19 protein-coding genes are annotated in these 18624 nt (G+C 44.8%); 5 read left to right on the forward strand and 14 right to left on the reverse strand.

What is annotated here, in order from left to right:
- Positions 1–49: 49 nt before the first annotated feature.
- Entirely contained in the window at positions 50–1033 is a 984-nt protein-coding gene (locus GC128_RS11015) for a Gfo/Idh/MocA family protein (protein WP_193216244.1), read from the reverse strand.
- A 179-nt stretch (positions 1034–1212) separates the two neighbouring features.
- Between GC128_RS11015 and GC128_RS11020 the strand changes: the two genes are divergently transcribed.
- On the forward strand, positions 1213–1911 hold the full coding sequence (locus GC128_RS11020) for an RluA family pseudouridine synthase (RefSeq protein ID WP_151994329.1): 699 nt from the start codon (positions 1213–1215) through the stop codon (positions 1909–1911).
- A gap of 486 nt (positions 1912–2397) precedes the next feature.
- Here GC128_RS11020 and GC128_RS11025 read toward each other — a convergent pair whose 3' ends face one another.
- The 4 genes from GC128_RS11025 to GC128_RS11040 all read right to left on the reverse strand — a co-directional run bounded on the left by GC128_RS11025 (position 2398) and on the right by GC128_RS11040 (position 6738).
- Positions 2398–3852, reverse strand: coding sequence for a glycoside hydrolase family 1 protein (locus GC128_RS11025; RefSeq protein ID WP_151994330.1), 1455 nt, complete (start codon positions 3850–3852; stop codon positions 2398–2400).
- 93 nt (positions 3853–3945) lie between these two features.
- On the reverse strand, positions 3946–4620 hold the full coding sequence (gene rpe / locus GC128_RS11030) for a ribulose-phosphate 3-epimerase (RefSeq protein WP_151994331.1): 675 nt from the start codon (positions 4618–4620) through the stop codon (positions 3946–3948).
- A 2-nt stretch (positions 4621–4622) separates the two neighbouring features.
- Positions 4623–5063, reverse strand: a complete 441-nt coding sequence (gene rpiB / locus GC128_RS11035; RefSeq protein WP_151994332.1) for a ribose 5-phosphate isomerase B — start codon at positions 5061–5063, stop codon at positions 4623–4625.
- A 64-nt stretch (positions 5064–5127) separates the two neighbouring features.
- A complete protein-coding gene (locus GC128_RS11040; RefSeq protein WP_151994333.1) occupies positions 5128–6738 on the reverse strand; it encodes a PTS transporter subunit EIIC in 1611 nt (536 codons plus the stop codon).
- Positions 6739–7113: 375 nt separating this feature from the next.
- Between GC128_RS11040 and GC128_RS11045 the strand changes: the two genes are divergently transcribed.
- On the forward strand, positions 7114–8001 hold the full coding sequence (locus tag GC128_RS11045; RefSeq protein WP_151994334.1) for an SIS domain-containing protein: 888 nt from the start codon (positions 7114–7116) through the stop codon (positions 7999–8001).
- Between the two features lie 380 nt (positions 8002–8381).
- On the opposite strand, the gene GC128_RS23295 is transcribed toward GC128_RS11045, so the two are convergent.
- Complete coding sequence (locus GC128_RS23295) at positions 8382–8561, reverse strand: GrpB family protein (RefSeq protein ID WP_151994335.1); 180 nt, start codon at positions 8559–8561, stop codon at positions 8382–8384.
- A gap of 327 nt (positions 8562–8888) precedes the next feature.
- Between GC128_RS23295 and catA the strand changes: the two genes are divergently transcribed.
- Positions 8889–9557, forward strand: coding sequence for a type A chloramphenicol O-acetyltransferase (catA, locus tag GC128_RS11055; protein WP_151994336.1), 669 nt, complete (start codon positions 8889–8891; stop codon positions 9555–9557).
- A gap of 106 nt (positions 9558–9663) precedes the next feature.
- Here the strand turns inward: catA and GC128_RS11060 are convergent, their stop codons facing one another.
- Complete coding sequence (locus tag GC128_RS11060; protein WP_151994337.1) at positions 9664–11592, reverse strand: putative bifunctional diguanylate cyclase/phosphodiesterase; 1929 nt, start codon at positions 11590–11592, stop codon at positions 9664–9666.
- 17 nt (positions 11593–11609) lie between these two features.
- The gene (locus GC128_RS11065; RefSeq protein WP_151994338.1) at positions 11610–12104 is read right to left on the reverse strand and encodes a molybdopterin-dependent oxidoreductase; all 495 of its coding nucleotides are present in this window, start codon (positions 12102–12104) and stop codon (positions 11610–11612) included.
- Positions 12105–12801: 697 nt separating this feature from the next.
- Here GC128_RS11065 and cueP point away from each other — a divergent pair.
- The gene (gene cueP / locus GC128_RS11070) at positions 12802–13344 is read left to right on the forward strand and encodes a copper-binding periplasmic metallochaperone CueP (protein WP_151994339.1); all 543 of its coding nucleotides are present in this window, start codon (positions 12802–12804) and stop codon (positions 13342–13344) included.
- A 47-nt stretch (positions 13345–13391) separates the two neighbouring features.
- On the opposite strand, the gene GC128_RS11075 is transcribed toward cueP, so the two are convergent.
- Genes GC128_RS11075 through GC128_RS11090 form a run of 4 tightly spaced genes read right to left on the reverse strand, consistent with a single transcriptional unit; the run spans position 13392 to position 16435 of the window.
- Entirely contained in the window at positions 13392–13892 is a 501-nt protein-coding gene (locus GC128_RS11075) for a nucleoside deaminase (RefSeq protein ID WP_151994340.1), read from the reverse strand.
- 12 nt (positions 13893–13904) lie between these two features.
- The gene (locus tag GC128_RS11080; protein ID WP_151994341.1) at positions 13905–14663 is read right to left on the reverse strand and encodes an ABC transporter permease; all 759 of its coding nucleotides are present in this window, start codon (positions 14661–14663) and stop codon (positions 13905–13907) included.
- Complete coding sequence (locus GC128_RS11085) at positions 14660–15439, reverse strand: ABC transporter ATP-binding protein (RefSeq protein ID WP_151994342.1); 780 nt, start codon at positions 15437–15439, stop codon at positions 14660–14662. Before GC128_RS11085 ends, GC128_RS11080 begins: the two co-directional genes overlap by 4 nt.
- A 9-nt stretch (positions 15440–15448) precedes the next feature.
- Complete coding sequence (locus GC128_RS11090; RefSeq protein WP_226812077.1) at positions 15449–16435, reverse strand: ABC transporter substrate-binding protein; 987 nt, start codon at positions 16433–16435, stop codon at positions 15449–15451.
- 259 nt (positions 16436–16694) lie between these two features.
- On the opposite strand from GC128_RS11090, the gene acuI reads away from it, so the two are divergent.
- Positions 16695–17669, forward strand: a complete 975-nt coding sequence (gene acuI / locus GC128_RS11095) for an acrylyl-CoA reductase (NADPH) (RefSeq protein ID WP_151994343.1) — start codon at positions 16695–16697, stop codon at positions 17667–17669.
- 113 nt (positions 17670–17782) lie between these two features.
- Here the strand turns inward: acuI and GC128_RS11100 are convergent, their stop codons facing one another.
- Both GC128_RS11100 and GC128_RS11105 read right to left on the reverse strand, forming a co-directional pair.
- Positions 17783–18157 carry a helix-turn-helix domain-containing protein gene (locus GC128_RS11100; RefSeq protein ID WP_151994344.1) on the reverse strand — a complete coding sequence of 125 codons (375 nt, stop codon included), beginning with the start codon at positions 18155–18157 and terminating at the stop codon, positions 17783–17785.
- Positions 18158–18230: 73 nt separating this feature from the next.
- Positions 18231–18494, reverse strand: a complete 264-nt coding sequence (locus tag GC128_RS11105; protein ID WP_151994345.1) for a type II toxin-antitoxin system RelE family toxin — start codon at positions 18492–18494, stop codon at positions 18231–18233.
- Between the last annotated feature and the right edge of the window lie 130 nt (positions 18495–18624).

An 18624-nucleotide genomic window follows, 5' to 3' on the forward strand; every position in this document is an offset into this window, starting at 1 on the left:
GGGTCCGGAAATGAAGACTCACTTCCGGGTTTTATTCCAACGGGTAAAACTAGATTTCAAATGGGAATTTCATACCCCATTCTTTACGCATGTTATCCATGATTTTTAATACGGCGATTGTGTCTTGTGGTTTCATTATGTCACTTGCCGTTTTCCCCTGGCGAATACAATCGTTGGTGTGCCTTAATTGATATTCAAATCCATCGAAATCAAACGGGAAGTGATACTCTTTTTTATTGTCATTCTGGTAAACAGTAAAACCATTTGCCGCATGTGGTGTGTCGATAACAATATAGCCATTCTTACATTGAATAACCGCTTGCTGTCGTGACAACGCCTCTACTGATGAGCTTAACAGAGCAACTTGCCCTCTTTCATACTGCATATAATAGAAACTTGACAGGTCAACACCACCTTCTGATAACACGGCGTTGGATACCACGCGTTCAGGTTTATAACCCAGCAGCATGCAGGTAATACTGATGACATAAATGCCCACATCATAAAGTGCACCACCCGCAAGCTCAGGGTTTATTTTACGATCATTTCTGCTACCAGGCGGGTTGATACCAAAATCTGCGGCGATATTCACTACATCGCCCAGTTGACCACTGTTTAATATTTTATGTATTTCAGCATATGCTGGTAAGAATTTCGTCCAAAACGCTTCCATAATAAACAAGCCATTATCAGATGCTTGTTTAAATAAATGCTCAGCCTGGCTTACATCAATCGTGAAACTTTTTTCACATAAAACATGCTTGTTATTTTTTAAGCACAGTAAGCTATTTTCATAGTGCGAGTTGTGCGGTGTTGCGATATACACTGCATCTATATCAGCACTCTGCGCCAGTTCCTGATAACTGCCAAACGCCCTCTTCGCACCATATTGCGTAGCAAAAGCCTCTGCATTTTCAATGGAGCGTGATGCCACACCAACAAATTCACACTCATCTGATAAGTAACCCAGAGTCCCGGCGAATTTTTTAGCAATCGTTCCTGTACCAATGATGCCCCAACGGATTTTTTTCATTTTAATGACCATTAACTGTTTTGATATCGTAAAAAATAACGTCGAGCCACATCAGTTTCAACGAGTTATTCGAAAATCGAGATCACAAAGCCAACCTGCATGACAAAGCGAATAGTCAGATTCGCCAGTCGGTTTAAAATTCGTTATTATCCGCTCCCACTCACCCTCCAGGCAGCCTGATGTCTACGATTATCGATACCTTTATTGCCCCGCCATGCCATGACAAGGTAGAGACTCTCTATCAGGACGAGCACCTGGTGCTTATCAATAAACCCTCAGGACTACTCAGCCTCTCAGGGAAAAACCCGCAAAATCTCGATTCGGTGCATCACCGATTGGTGAAAATATTCCCTGGTTGCACTCTGGTCCATCGCCTGGATTTCGGCACTTCTGGGCTGATGGTGATTGCCCTTAATAAGGCTATCAATGCAGCCCTCTGCCAGCAATTCAGCCAGCGCACAGTGACCAAAGTTTACAGCGCACTGCTCTGCGGGCATCTGAGCGAAAATGAAGGAGTGATAGATGCGCCGATTGCCAAAGACCCGGCGCTTTTCCCACTGATGTCGATTTGCGCCATCAACGGCAAGCCCGCTCGTTCGGGTTATCGGGTCATTGAGCGTTTTCATCATGAGCAACAAGACGGGACGTTACTGCCAGTGACGCGAGTCGAGCTGACGCCGGAAACCGGGCGCACTCATCAACTGCGCATCCACTGCCAGCAGTTGGGCCACCCTATTTTAGGCTGTGATCTATATGGCGGTTTACTGCTGCCGGGTACCGAACAGACTCCCCGACTGATGCTGCATGCCAGCGAACTGCATTTTGCTCATCCGATTAGTGGGGAGTGGATTAGAGCGCGGAATGAGAGTTTGTTTTGAGGCTGTTAACACTCGTTAAGTTGGTTTTGCGTCTGCTATAAGCGAGGAGCGGAAGCTCATGATATCCATTTGCTCAGCTGAAGGGGATCAATAAATGACTCGTAGACATCTTTAGACACGTGGCGATTCACTTGAGTGGGTTTATCTTCCACTACATACCGTTTGTAGATTCTGTCCTTTCATTATATAATCTTTTTGATAAAACGAAGTAGTAATTAGGCAAAAACTGGAAACCCGTGCCTGTAAGAAATTTATTAACTTACATGCAGAAGCAAGCGCTTTAAATTTATTTTCGCCCATAATTCGCCAGTCTCCGTTGCTGGAACGAGCATACCAAAAACAAGCAATCTCCCAATTTTATTTATGGTCTTCCCAAGCATAATTTATTCAACAAAATAATATTGTTATTGTTCCCCCCGGGTGAACCGGAGGGTAATCATATAAAGCAATCAAGGCCAAATTAACTATTTGACAATTCCCAATCAATTACTCCAAATCTTTCCCATCTGATTCGATACATTTTTTGTACCAATAGAATGAATTTTTCTTAACTCGGTGAAGATCCCCTTCACCTTCGTCATTCATATCTACATAAATGAAGCCATATCTCTTATCCATTTGACCTGTGGTAAATGAAACCAAATCAATAGGTGCCCAGGAGGTATATCCAAAAATATCCACACCTTCTGCTCTTGCTTTCATTAAACTTTTAATATGACTTCTGTGATAATCAATACGGTAAGTATCATGAATTAGCCCATCAGCTTCTATTTTATCATGGGCCCCCAATCCATTTTCTACATCAAATAGTGGAATTTGGTAACGATCATAAATGAAATGTAAAAAATACTCATAACCAGTTGGATCAATTTGCCAACCCCAATCACTCGCTTTTAAATATGGGTTTGCTATTGAATGTTGTACACCAGCACCATCTAATGCCATTCCTTCATCTTTATGCGTTGTGAATACATTAGACATATAATATGAATAAGCTAAGAAATCTGACTTGCCTTCCAATAAATCTTTCTTATCTTGCTCGCTAATAACTAAACTGACACCGTTATCTTTCCAAATACGTCGGGCATATGAAGGATAATATCCCCTAACCATTGTATCTGCACAGTATCCAAAGAGATTTTGGAATATTTTATAATTAGCTATTACATCCTCTGGATCACAGGTATAAGCATATGAACAGTATCCTGCAACCATACATCCTACTTTTATGTTTGGATCTATTTCATGGGCAACAATTGTCGCTCTTGCAGAAGCCAACATTTGATTATGCAGTTCTGTATAAGCAACTTGCTTTCCTTCTTTTACATCGAAATGTAACAGTATGTTGATTTCATTGAAAGTTAACCACTTATTTACTATGTCTTTATATTCAGTAAAACAAACTCTCGCAAATTCGACAAATTGGTTAATCATCTCCCTATTTGTCCAATCTTTATATGTCTCTTCTAAATAAGTAGGCTCATCGTATTTATATAATGTAATAACTGGGTCCATTCCATATTTACGACACTCTTTAAACACATCACGATAGAATTCCACACCAGCTTTATTCACTCCACCTTCAACGCCCTGTGGGAAAATCCTGGCCCAAGAAATTGTTGTGTTAAATGTGGTGAACCCCATTTCTGCTAATAAGGCAATGTCTTCTTTATATCTATGATAAAAATCGATACCTACATGGTTTGTATATCTAATATCATCAAAGATTTGATATTTAGCCCCTTCTGGTAAATGATCAAACTGCCTCATTTTACCTCTTGTTCCATCCTTATTAATATAATGGATATAACGTCTGTCTTTGGTCGACCCAGGGTCACCAAAATCTACTTGCACTGGGCTTTTCCCATCTTCATCCCAGGCACCTTCACATTGAGCGGCTGATAAAGAGCCCCCCCACAAAAATTTTTCTGAGAAACTCATTTCTTTCTCCTATATTTAGGTGCTGTCGTGATAACAACAGGAGGGCAGTATGTTACCTGACGACTCCTTAATGCATCATAACCATTGTTTCTGCTAACTCTGGTTACATAAATCAATCTGTTCGCTCAGAACAGTCATCGCCTGTGAGTAAGACATGTCTTTGCGGAATAAACCTGCTGTTCCTAAAATAAACATGTCGACATCAGTTCCCAGAGTTCTTACGACATCAGGAGAGATAGCCCCATCGATAGCAATCTGAGCTTTGCTCTGATGTTGTTGTAGCATGGCTTTCAACCGCCGAATTTTACTTACAGAAGCAGCAATAAAAGGCTGGCCTGCAAAACCTGGGTTGACCGACATAATCATAACCACATCTACAACATCCAGCAGTTCTTCTAATATATTCAGAGACGTTCCGGGGTTAATAGCAACACCCGCTTTAATCCCCTTACTACGGATATTACTCAACGTACGATGTAAATGAATCGGCGCTTCAGCGTGGACATAAATAATGCTACAGCCCAGCTCAGCAAAGCGATCGATATATGGATCAGGATTCGTAACCATTAGATGTACGTCGTAAGGGATAGTCGCCAGTTTTGATACCGCCTTAATATCTTCAGGGCCGAGAGCAAAATTTGGCACAAACTGGCCATCCATGACATCGATATGGAACATTGCGGCACCCGCAACTTCTAGTTCATGTAACTCTTCGCCTAGGCGTGAAAAATCCACGCACATTAGCGACGGGCAAAATTGTGCGCTCATCTTTATACCTTCTCGATGTCTGCAATCATCTCAACACGCGTCTGGTGACGCTCACCTTCAAACTCTGCATCCAACCAGGCATCAACGATCATTTTTGCCAACTCAGAACCAATGACGCGCGAGCCGAAAGAGAGCACGTTGGTATTGTTATGTGAGCGGGAAAGTTTAGCTGAATAGGGTTCACTGCACACAACTGCACGAATACCGTGAACTTTATTGGCGGCAATTGATATACCAATCCCTGAGCCACAAATTACAATACCCAAATCAGCCTCTCCTGAAACAACAGCGTCTGCTACTGCTTTGCCATAGATTGGGTAATCTGTACGTGTTTCGCTATGCGCACCTTTATCAATTACCTGAATACCCCGTGCAATAAGATGTTCAGTAATCGTAGGTTTCAGGATAATGCCGACATGATCGCAACCGATAGCAATTTTCATATGTGCTCTCTTAATCTATTAATAATCAGAAGGTGATAATAATTGGGTGCAAAGCACCCTTTGTTTACTCTGCACTGTCCAGACAATCTTCCAGACCAGATTTAATCAGAGTGACATGCGGTCCATAAATGACCTGTATGCCGTTGCCTTTTTTCACGACACCTTTAGCCCCGGAGGCTTTAAGCATTACGTCATCAACAAGACTTTCATCCACTACGGTGATACGAAGGCGGGTGGCACAGCAATCAATGTCAGCTATATTGGCCGCTCCTCCCAGACCAGAAATGATTAATGCTGAGACATCTTCACTTTTCGTTTTATTACTCATGGTATTAATTTTCTGGTCACGCGCTTGTAAATCCTTACGCGTATAAAGTTTTGTTTCCTCAGTGTCATCTTCACGGCCCGGAGTTTTGAAATTGAAACGGGTGATTGCGAAGCGGAAACTGAAGTAATAAATAGGGAATAACGGGATCCCTATCAGGATTGCATTAATCCAGTGTGTTTTTGCATTTCCCTGCATAACACCAAAGAGGACGAAATCGATTAAGCTACCCGAGAAAGTTTGCCCCACGGCCACATTAAAAATATGGCAGAACATGAATGACAGACCCGCTAATACACAGTGCATGCCGTACAGAAGTGGTGCTGCAAAGAGGAAAGAAAATTCAATGGGTTCGGTGATACCGGTGACGACTGCAGTCAGGGTAGCCGACAACAGCAGGCCCAAAACAAGCTTACGTTTCTCTGGCCGGGCTGTGTGGTAAATAGCCAGCGCTGCCCCGGGGATGCCAAACAGATAAAACGGATATTTACCGGCCATAAATCGGGTTGCATCCACTGAAAATTGCTGCGTATGCGGGCTGGCCAGTTCAGCGAAGAAAATATTTGTCGCTCCGGATACAGCCACGCCATCAATAAGCTGCGTACCACCGAGACCAGTCTGTAAGAAAGGCATGGCAAAAACGTGATGCAGACCGAAAGGGATAAGTGCACGTTCGGTCAGACCATAGATAAACGTACCGGCATATCCTGCGCTGTTGACCAGGTCGCCAAGATGCAGAATCGCATTTTGTATGGTTGGCCAGATGAAGAACATCAGGATACCGACGACTAAATAAGTAACGGCTGAGATAATGGGGATAAAGCGTGTACCGCCAAAGAACGAGAACATAGCCGGAAGTTCTATGCGGTAAAAACGATTGTGCAGCACCGCGACACCCAGTCCGGCAATAACGCCTCCGAACACTCCCATCTGAAGTGAGTTGATACCCAGCGTCATGCCTAACGAACCTTCAGGGAGAGCGCCAGAGGCCAACAGCCCGTGAATATCAAGCATCGCATTGATAGTGGCATGCATAATTAAGAAACCGATAGCCCCTGAAATCGCAGCGACTTCTTTTTCTTTTTTTGCCATTCCCAGTGCAACGCCAATAGCAAAAATGACAGGTAAGTTAGAGAAAACCACACCACCGGCACTTTTCATGACGGTAAGAAATGTGTGAAGTACGGTGCCGTCACCAAGCAGTGGCTGCAGACCATAAGAGTCAATAGTCGCCTGGTTTGTGAATGAAGCGCCAATGCCCAGAAACAATCCTGCAACGGGCAGCAGAGCTATCGGGAGCATAAAGGAGCGCCCTATCCGCTGAAGAATTCCAAATATTGCTGTTTTCATAGCGTTCTTTTGACCATGTAAGGGTACAACGAGGAAATTAAATGTGAGCAATAAATTAAACGATCATTTATCGTCATCACGCACAAACTTCACAAAATAGATTATCACTGTGAAGTCGCAAAGGAGTCAACCCATCGAACCGATCAAGTTCACAATTTTTTAAAAAAGCGTAAAATTAAAGGATAGGCTCCGCGTAATTGGTAGGCTGAGTGTCTGGTTTCTGTGGGGTTTTCCTATTTTTAGGGATGTTTATTTACTTACGTTATTCACAAATTTGGTTGTTATCGTAAACTCTACGCGAATTCACATTCTATAGGCACAACGCGTTATGGTAGTCTTTAGCCCTCAATGTTTTATAAACCTATGGTACAAAAAATGACGGATAAGCAAGATGTAGTTCAAGAAGTGGAAAGTGCGCTCGCGATAGGCGCGCGGATAAAAATGTCACTCTCCATCCTAAATCCGACTGAACGTCGCATTGCGGAATGGTTAATCATTAAAGGAAATGTTTGCCAGGAAACAAGCTTGCGTGAAGTAGCCATTACGCTAAAGGTATCTGAGCCTTTGCTGGTAAAGGTTGCAAAAAAGATAGGGTTTTCTGGTTTTCGGGAACTACGAAGCGCGCTCATCAGTTACTTTGAGTCTTTGCCCTATGAGAAAGAAGAAGAAGTCACGGAGCATGATAGCCTCGATACCGTGATGGATAAGGTTTTTTCGAGCAGTATTCAGGCTCTCAAAGAGGCACGATCCGTCGCCGATGCAGCGACTATAGGAAAAGCAGCTCAGCTGATTTTTAACGCTCGCAGAGTGATCATTTTTGGTGTGGGTGGTTCAGCCTCAGTAGGTTTGGATTTCGAACATAAGCTTCTTCGCTTAGGAATAATTAGTCATGCCTATAGTGATTTTCACTTAATGCTGATGGCAGCAAGTCAACTTGATGAAAAGGATGTTGTCATTGCAATTTCGCAAACTGGTGCCACCAGGGAAATGCTTAATGCAGTGAATACAGCCCGAGCGAAGAAGACACAAGTGATATGTATCACCAATAATGATGGCTCTCCACTTTCTCAGAGCTCGGATTTGTCAATTTTCAGTCCGGCGATGAGTGGCCCTTTGCTTGGGCAAAATGCTGTTGCCCGGATTGTTCAGTTGAATCTGCTAGACAGCTTATTTATTGCGATTCTGCTAGAAGATTACCAGGGAAATAAAGAGAAGCTATCCAGTGGTATTAATATAGTGAGCCCATTACATGGTCTAAAGTAAGAAACTTAAGGATAACGTGTAATTAGCTTACTATTTATATGATGTTATTAAATTCACATCTCAAGATTCAGTAGATAGATATTTCTCCGAGCTTATAGGCGTAAAGCAATCTGAGTGCGCTTCCGTCTCCATAAGTGCACACATCTTACAATCCGGAACGACTCAAAATCATACAGATTAATTATGCGCCCATAGCATGTAACCGGAGAAAATGTTTTTCCATAACAAAATGGTCTGTTTGAGGGGGCGGAAGCCTGCTCCTGGCACTTAGCTGCAGGTGCGGCACATTCAGTCCGCTCACAGCAAGATGTGGACGTTAAACATGAAAATAGGTAAATACTTTTCCAGATGGCCGTCCATTTCCCGCAGCTATTTATATTTTAATTTTTGATGTAGCCTATATCAATAACCGATTTGGAAATAAGATCCGGCACTGCTGTAGAACCTACAAGAAAAATTTTCAATATGATCGCCCACAATTTCCCTTTAATAGAATGCTCCATTATCGTATATATTCCCGGCCACGCTGGGTCATAATCTTTTTCGGCAATAACAACCATGGACGATAGCGTACAATCAATGTCGTGGGATGTATCTTAAACGTCCGTCTTTGGCACGGAGTCGCCAGTGAACGATCTTAAGGCAGATTTGAGCGAGAGACGGATAGTCCACGACATTTTATTGAAAGGAAAACGCCAGTAGATTGCACAATCTACTTTGAATATCTAATATATTAAATATTCTAAATTCCCTTCCCTCTTGTATAAGGATACGCTACTCTCAAAAAATGCGTTCGCTACCAAAATGGGTTTACTCCTTTACATTTGCTTAATTCATAAAAATTTAGACTAACATCTGATATATAATTCATAATGAAAGGTTAAAAAATGGAAAAAACACCTCTGGAATATACACCTGTTGACTTATCTCGTTGGGCAAGGAAGGAGCATTTTGAGGTGTTTCAGTCATTTGCTCAAAGTACAATTAACCAAACCGTCCTGGTAGATATTACCGTGCTGCTAAAAAATATAAAGGAAGTTGGCTGGAAATTTTACCCAACTATTATTTTCCTCCTTTCTAAAATCGTAAACAGTCATGCGGAGTTCCGTATGGCCGTAAAGAACAATGAGCTTGTCATATGGAATGACATTCATCCAAGCTACACCATTTTCCATAATGAAACGGAGACCTTTTCATCATTATGGAGTCACTACGATGGCAATATTCATCACTTCCAGGACGTTTATTCAGAAGATATTGCACGCTATGGTAATAACCTTTCTTATTGGCCTAAGGAGGAGTCTCGGGAGAATATATTTTTCGTATCGGCTATTCCTTGGGTAAGTTTTACCAGTTTTAATATCAACGTTGCAAACATGCAGAATTTTTTTGCCCCCATGTTCACTCTTGGAAAATACTACGAACAAGATGGAAAAGTACTGTTGCCTCTCGCTGTTCAGGTACATCATTCCGTGTGCGATGGTTTCCATGTGGCAAGACTGATCAATGAGTTACAAGCGATGAGTGATGACATAGCCACCATCGCAGCAAGCTGAGAAACGGAGCTGGCAACAGGAGTTTGCTACTCCTGTCGTTTTTCCATTGCGTTTAAGTTGAAGTAGATATTCCGGTGTATGACCAGGCAGAAAGAACATTGTCAATTTAACCGTATCTGATTTTCCCATCTATATAAGGCTGGGGTTTACCAAACAGATAGCCTTGTATGAAATCACAGCCCAGCACCTGAAGGCTTTCCAGTTGCTCCTGTGTTTCAACACCTTCCGCAACGGATTTCATATTGAGGGATTTCGCCATGCCGGTGATAAGCCTGATGATATTAAGGGCATCTTCCTGTGTGGATATAGAATTCACAAAGGACTTGTCTATTTTGATTTTATCGAAGGCAAGCTTACTCAGGCGCGAAAGAGAAGAATAACCGGTACCAAAATCATCGATGGAGATTTTCACTCCCAGAGCCCGCAGCCTGTTAAGCGTATTCATCGGCGTATTACTCTCAGTAAAGAGAGAGGATTCTGTCACTTCCAGTTCAAGACGCTCAGCGGGAAGTCCCGTTTCGTTCAGAATGGACAACACCATTCCGGCAAAGGTTTTACTGCTTAGCTGGACAGGAGAGACATTGACTGAAATTTTAGTCGGAATCACCCAGGAAGCGGCTTCCCGGCAGGCCATTTCAAGCACCGATTTCCCCATCTCGTTAATCATTCCTGTTTTTTCAGCCACCGGAATGAAGCTGTCCGGCGACAGTAGGCCCTTCTGAGGATGTATCCAACGAATAAGGGCTTCATAACTGTAAATTTCCTGGCTGAAAGAATCGACAATAGGCTGATAGTAAACCACGAATTCTTTATTCACTAACGCCAGTGCCATATCATGCTCAAGGGTTCGGCTTTCTTGCAACTTATCTAACATCCATTGCCGGAAGACTTTTATTTTACCAGCGCCTTCCTTTTTAGCTTCATAAAGGGCCAGATCGGCAAATTTATAGAGATAGTCGGAGCGGCGTTCAGTGTCTGAGATGACAATACCGACACTGGTAGTTATATTGATAATCGTATTATAAATAGTGTAGGGCTGGCTGATAATATTGCATATATTTTGGGCTTGTGAAACGGCACCGCTCTCCGTCAGGCCACTCGAGAGAAACGCAAACTCGTCCCCGCCTAAACGATAAAGCGTATCGGAAGCCAGGCCCATCGAAATTAGACGATGTGATATCTGGCGTAATAACATATCACCGACATCATGACCATACGTATCATTGACCTCCTTGAATCGGTCTAAATCAAACAACATCACATTCACAGAATTATTGTTTTTTACTGCGTTCTCGATGGTTTCATTTAAATTCCCCCAGAAAAAATGGCGGTTATTCATCTCTGTGAGAGAGTCATGGTAGACGTCATACTCCAACTTTGCATTCTGGACTTGCAGTTTTTCTTTAGATTCCTGCAGTGCTTCAGCAAGACTCTTTACCTGAAGATGTGCCTTCAGAATATTTCTGTTTTGATAAAATATCAGCAGACCCAGTATCGCACTCATTATTATTAGCAATACAGACGTCGCTGAGTAAATATAGTACAGGGTTTTAATTTTGAGGTTGGCGTCATTAATCGTGTTGATATCTTTGTCTAAAGCGCCGGACGACAGACGACTCATTTGTGCATCAAGAGTCTGCATTTTTTTCAGGTATGCCTGGAGTTCTGAGCGGTTCATTTTCTCAAGATTAATATCCAGATACTCAAGTGTCTTTTCAAGCTGTAGAGCCAGTGCATGATGGGCTTTATTACTTTCTATGTAATTCCTCAAATCACCTTCTTTCATTAAATCACTCTGGCTGAGCATAATGTCGAGACGCATGCGCACATCATCCAGCGTCATCGTCTCATCAATAGTGTAAAGACCAAGCAACGATTCGAACCGGTAATACTCTGATACCATCTGTGCAGCAGACCACGAAGCGGCGTAGTGAGTCAGCTTCTGTAACTCTTGTTGCCTTTCATGCACAAGGAAAGAGATATACGCAGTAGATATAAAAAGGAAACAAATGATGCCAGCCAGAATTCTGTTCATGTTGGTGTTCTGACCCATTACTCAATATTCATTCTGCTGACCTGCCAGGCTGACCTTGAATAATAAATCTGATTATTCAGCTCAGGGATGCTGTCATAGGGGTAAACAACAAACAACGGGCCTTTATCACGGATACGCATATATTCTCCATTGATTTTTAAAGCAAGGATAACGTTGTATTTCTTAAAATCACTGAGGGGGATTTCTGTGGTGTAGTCATTGAGCGCAGTGACCTTAACAACAGAACCTTTCGCCCCGACATAATCCATAAGCTTTTGTAGTGGGATACCCGTAAAAGTAGTGCGGCCATCATACCAGGGAGAAGTGGTCTTAAAGCTGACCGTACCCAGTTTCTCAAGGCTGGCGAGATCAAAAACGGCTTTACCAGCTTCATTTGTATTTTCGATATTACCAGACAGCGTTAAAAGGGCTTTACCGGCAGGTCTGGCAAATTCCCCCGCCCAGACCTGTGTGGCGAGCGCAAAGCTTAACAGCATGACAATTAATCGCATTCTGACCTCATATATCAACCGGATGTTAAAGAATTATAATTTAGTTATTGTGCTATTTATATATGCTCCTGGACTATTGTTAATGCAATCATTTCACCAATATTTTAATTGATTAAAATCAATTAGTTAAAAAACACTTTCTTTTTATATTGATTAAGCAATGTCGATTCATTTATTTGATATACATAAGACAGCGTTACGCTTGTGCGAAAAACAACCAATTATTTGCTCAGCGCAAATAAACACACAGCAATATAAAGGTTTATTTGTTTGTAAGTAGGCAGGAATTTCACGTATGCAATGTCCACTCCTGGCACATAATAGGCCGTCAGCGTATGCCAAATACAAAAGCCTGCTCAGAGTTACCCAAGTAAGCTTTCTTAGGTTTATGGCAACATTTATGTCAGTCGCCAGAAAAACACTTCACTCCATACAATTCCCTCAAACTTAAACACGGATAAGCTGGATACACGCTTTTGCGCTATAGCACCTGAAAAGACCTAAATTTAACAATCCCTATCCACCATTCAATCTCGAAGCGCGGGTTATTTCCCGTCGCTTCGACATCGCCTTTTACCCATAAACGCCCAAAATACCCATACATTCTGTAAAGAATTGCATATCCTTTTGACCCTCCCCTTAGGGGAAGGTCTAGAGTCGAGCACAACTCAACTCTCTCTTTAGACAGGAATTATAGATGAAACAAAAACTGCTTTTCGCGTTACTGGCACTGAGCATCAGTGGCACGGCAATTGCTGCGCAATCAGATGCAGAGTTTCTCGCAGCACACGGTCTGTCGGGTAAAACCACCGAGCAAATGGTGGAAGCGATCGACGGTTCAACCCAGGCTCGACCGTTGCCGTATAACGCAGGTATCACCAGCACCGAACTGAAGTTGTCTGACGGCACGCAGCAGTTCAGCTATCCGCTCGGCGATAAGTTCTATTTATCTTTCGCACCTTACGTGACGCAAACCCACCCGTGCTTTAACCACAGTCTTTCTGGCTGCCGTGGCGAGCTTGCAAATACGCCATTTGATGTGAAAGTGACGGACAAAAGCGGCAAAGTCGTATTGCAGAAAAGTATGACCAGCCACGCCAACGGGTTTGTTGGCGTCTGGTTGCCACGTGATATTGAAGGCACGATTGAAGTAAGTTACAAGGGGAAAACGGCCACTGCACCAATTGCGACGCACAAAGAGAGCCAGACCTGTTTAACCACGCTGCAATTGCAGGGTTAAACGTTGTCATGTCGGGTGAGGCTAACGTTCACCCGACATTCAACCCTCTACCGCCCCGCCCAAAATGCCTGCTGCATCGCCCTTGTCTCTTCGATAATTTCTTCCACCGGGCCAATTAACTCCACTGGTTTCTGGCAATGCTCGAAAACGTATTTCGACGACACACTCATGGTCGGGTTTTCTTCATGGTTGCCGGTCGCTTCCAATAGTTGACTCTCATACATGCCAAAAACGACTCGCCCAATATTTGCCCAGTACGCCGTACCCGCGCACATGCAGCAAGGTTCGACGGCGGTAAAGAGCGTGCATTGCCATAAATATTCGGCGGTGTAGTTAGTCGCCGCAATTCGCGCAAGGGTTGATTCCGCGTGATTAACCGTGTCGATATTGCACTGCTCAAGCAATACTGTTTCGTTATCCGGTGCGACTAACAGCGCACCAAAAGGATGATGCCCAAGTGCAATCGCCCTGTGTGCCACCTCATTTGAGCGGCGCAAGTGGCGTAAAATTTGCTCTTTATTTGGCGTAGGCCCACGTTTTAAAGACATCTGTTTCCTTCCTTATTTTGCGTCGAGGCTCCACGGGAACAACCGTTTTTGCATCCAGCTCACCAGCCCGTACAACGTCAGGCTGCACACCACCAGCAAGAACAAGCTGGCGAAAGCCAATGGGATTTTGAACGATGAGGTGCTGAATAAAATCAGATAACCCAGGCCTTGATCGGCTGCGACAAACTCCGCAACTACCGCGCCGATAATCGACAGCGTAATCGCCACTTTTAGTGCACTGAAGATATAAGGCACCGCATACGGCATACGAATCTGCCAATATTCGCGGTTGCGTGGTGCACGTAATGTTTTAGACAGTTCAAGCAATTCAGACGGCACAGAATTCATGCCGGTCGCCGTGGAAATCACCAGCGGGAAGAAAGAGATCAAAGTGGTGATCACCACTCGCGGCAACATGCCGGAACCCAGTGTTACGACAATAATTGGCGCAATTGCCACAACCGGTGTGGACTGAATGACAATCAACCATGGCAGCACCAGGCGGGCGAGCAATTTAGAGCTGACAATCGCAATGGCCAGCGGCAACGCAATAACAATCGCCAGTAGAAAACCACTTAACGCCACGCTTAATGTTGCAAGGATATGAGTCGCCCAGCGCCCGGCATCCAACGTGCTTACTGAAGCGAAAATGGCCGATGGCGAAGGTAGAATAAACACCGGGATGGCGAATAATTTACACGCCCCTTCCCACAGCAAAACCGCCACCACCAGCGCCAGCAGCGCAATGTACTTTTCCAGAAACGCTTTCATGCAGGCTCCTTGCGGCGGCTAAACACTTTGTGGCGAATATCTGCGGTTAACTCATGGAATAGCGGGTGATTGAGTGTTTCCTCATCTCTTGGGCGTGCCAGCGGGACATCAATAATTTCACTTACTCGCCCAGGGCGCGCGCTCATCACCACGATGCGGTCAGAAAGTAGCAACGCCTCCTGAATTGAGTGGGTAACAAACAGCACTGTTTTTGGGCGTTCATTCCAGATACGCATCAACTCAAAACTCATTTCATCTCGCGTCAGGGAATCAAGAGCGGAAAACGGTTCGTCCATCAGCAAAATATCCGGGTCATGCAGCAAAGAGCGAGCAATGGAAACACGCTGCTGCATACCGCCTGAAAGTTCCGCCGGTCGCTTATTGGCAAACTGCGTCAGCCCTGTCATTTCCAGCAATTCATGCCCACGCGCGATATCTTTAGCATCCACGCGGCCATATTTATGTTTCATCGGAAACGTGATGTTATCGAGCACGGTGAGCCACGGCAGCAGCGTCGGTTTCTGGAACACAAACCCCATTTCATCGCGTGGTTCGGTCACTGGTTTGCCATACACCGAAATGGTGCCACTGCTCGGTTTCAAAAGCCCGGCAATCAAACGCAAAATGGTCGATTTCCCGCAGCCTGATGGGCCAATAAATGAGACGAATTCATGGCGGCGCAGCGTCAGATTCGCCTCATCAAGTGCCGTAACTCTGGTGCCATCAGCAGATATAAATGTCTGATTAACATGACTAAGCTCTATAACAGGCTGCATGACATTCCCTTATTTAGCGAGAAAACTACGGTCAACCAGGGTTTCCGGGTTTACTTTATCGGTCGGATATTTCATTGATTTCGCCACCCACTCCCAGGTGTGTTTCAGAAGCGTCGGGTCGAATTGGCCTAGGCCATCGCGCTGGCTAATTTCATTGTTAATCAGCGGTTTTGTAACGTTGAAATCAGCTTCCAGCATCACGACATCGGCTTCAGGCACCATCGCTTTTTGGTCAGCGGCGGCTTTGTCCGGGTGCGTCAGGCTAAATTCGATAGACTTTTTGGAAGCTCGGACGAAACGCGCTACAACATCCGGCTTTTCTTTGATGAGCTTATCGGAGGCAAAGAACGACAGGCCGTAGCCATCAAGGCCGTAATCGGTCCAGGCCAGTTCAAGCGGTTTTTTACCTACCTGAGTCAGCGTCGCTTCAATGCTCGGGCGATTAGTTGACCACACTACCACGCCATCAACACGCCCCTGTGCCAGCATTGGCACCAGCGTGCCTGGGTCAGCTTTGATCTGTTTTACGCTATCGGGATCAACACCATTGTTTTCCAGCATGATGGGAAGCAACGCATTAGAGGCAGAGAACGTCGGGATACCAAGCGTTTTGCCTTTCAGGCTTTTCATATCGGTCACGCCGCTTCCCTGCCACGAGTAAATCGCATCAGGCTGTTTTGAGTAAATGCTCATGATGGCTTTCACTGGAATGCCACCTTCAGCTTGCGCCATCATTAAAGAAGCAATGCCGCCAGTGCCCACATCAGCTGCACCTGAAGCAATTTTCGTCAGCGTGTCGCTGCTGCCACGGCCAGGTAAAATGGTGACATCCAGCCCTTCTGCTGCGTAAAAACCTTCTTGAACACCGACAAAAACGAATGCTTTATCACCGCCATTTGGCATCCAGTCGAGTTGCAGTTTTAACTTATCCAGTGCGGCTGCATGCGCACTTGCCAGTACCAGGGCTACAGCGGTTGTAAGTCGAATGACGCGCATGCTTATCTCCTAAGAAGGGGCTGAAACTGCCAAATGGGCATATGTGAAACTTTTGTCACAACGGTTAGAAACTTTTGTTTCAAACATACGAGTGGTAGGGTCAAAAGTTAAAATATGAAAATCTTATAACCTGCTAAAAAGCAGCCATTTACACAGGAATATTGTTGGTATTCTTTATTCTCAGCTGCTTCGGGTATACCGTGTTGGGCATCAGAAACAATTAGGCTGGAATACCCGGCCCAACGAATGAGGATCCACCATGAAAGCAGTCGTACTTGAACAAGTTGAAGGCCAGACTCAGGCCGAGGTAAAACAAATCTCTGCGCCGGCAATCGATCTGGGAAATGTGCTGGTTGATGTTGAGTGGTCAAGCCTGAACTATAAAGATGCGCTGGCGATCACTGGCAAAGGCAAAATCATCCGTAACTTCCCGATGGTGCCGGGGATTGATTTCGCAGGGCGCGTGGCGAGTAGTGATGATGCTAATTTCAGCGCAGGTCAGGAAGTGGTGTTGACCGGCTGGGGTGTGGGTGAAAACCATTGGGGTGGCCTTGCCGAACAAGCACGTGTGAAATCCGAATGGCTGGTTCCACTGCCTGCCGGCCTTAGCGCACGCAAAGCGATGATCGTCGGCACCGCAGGCTTTACCGCGATGCTGTGCGTGATGGCGCTGGAAGATGCAGGTATTACACCAGAAAGTGGCGAAGTGGTTGTGACTGGTGCCAGCGGCGGCGTGGGCAGCACCGCAATTGCTCTGCTGCATGCTTTGGGCTACCAGGTTGTAGCAGTTTCTGGCCGTGAATCCACTCACGACTACCTGCGCCAGTTAGGTGCCAGCCGCATTCTGCCACGCAGCGAATTTGCTGAAACTCGTCCACTGGAAAAACAAGTGTGGGCTGGTGCGGTTGATACCGTGGGTGGAAATGTACTCGCCAAACTGCTGGCACAGATGAACTACTCCGGTTGTGTCGCTGCTTGCGGCCTTGCGGGCGGCTTCTCACTGCCAACGACAGTGATGCCATTCATTCTGCGTAACGTGCGCCTGCAAGGTGTTGATTCGGTGAGCGCGCCGATTGAGCGCCGAGTTGCCGCGTGGGAGCGTCTGGCCGAATTGTTGCCGGAGAGTTTCTATGAGACGGCGACGACCGAGATTAGCATGGAGCAAGCGCCTAAATTTGCCGATGACATTATGAATAATGCGGTTCAGGGTCGGACACTGGTGAAGGTGAAGTAAGCTCTCATCTCTTTCACAAACTATCTCAATAAGGATAAAAATTGAGATAGTTTGTTGTAGTTATCTCTTTCCCCGACTAATCCAGGAGACACTCCATTGGCCCGGATTTTTTATCAGTCATCAATTAGCTGGGTGACGCGACATCTATACAATTCAGCGAGTTTTTCTAATGTGGAACGCTGAGGTTTAGCACGTTTCTCCATGTTTGCTACACCCGCTTGAGAGATGCCGAGCACTTCCGCTACAGCCTCTTGAGATAGACCACGATACATGCGCCAGGCGGCATGTAAAGTCGCGCCTTTTCTCATTTGGTAGCCTACAACTTCATGTGGGATTGTCTCATCGTCGTTAGGGCCAGGAGCATAGGGAACCGATTCGTAAAAATCATCCAGGTCTGCGGCTTCTACCAGTTTATTAAACAGGTCAATAGGTATCACAGCAGATTGACGTGCACCATTTTCATCGGTCAAGAATTGTATTTTTTTCATTCTCACGGGTCTCGCAAATATTGGAGAAAAGTCGAGATTTCTCACTGGTTGAAGCGGGTTGCCTCGCCTCCACTTAGTATGTATTTGATTGTCTGCGCATTACCTCTTCAATCTGGATTATGGTTGGATTTCCATCTATTACCGTAAACAGCACCCGATAAACACCCACCCTTACCCGATATTCTTTCCCTTTACTGCCGTGCAGCTTCTTTAAATCTAGCCGCACATCAGGAAATTCTTCTAGCTCACTTATCCGGGCATATATCGCTTCACGGTAGCGACTATCTATGCGGAGAAGCTGTTTCATTGCCGTCTTACTCCATTCAACATTCGGCACTTTGGTTTCCTTATGTCGATCCGTGATAATTATCATAACTAAATTAAGTGATAAATAAAGTAATTTAGTGATAATTTCACTTAAAAATAGTTAAGCTTGAGCGTCCGAACTACAAGACATCTTCTTACCC

This window comes from Buttiauxella massiliensis, assembly GCF_902500225.1.
Taxonomy (GTDB): domain Bacteria; phylum Pseudomonadota; class Gammaproteobacteria; order Enterobacterales; family Enterobacteriaceae; genus Buttiauxella; species Buttiauxella massiliensis.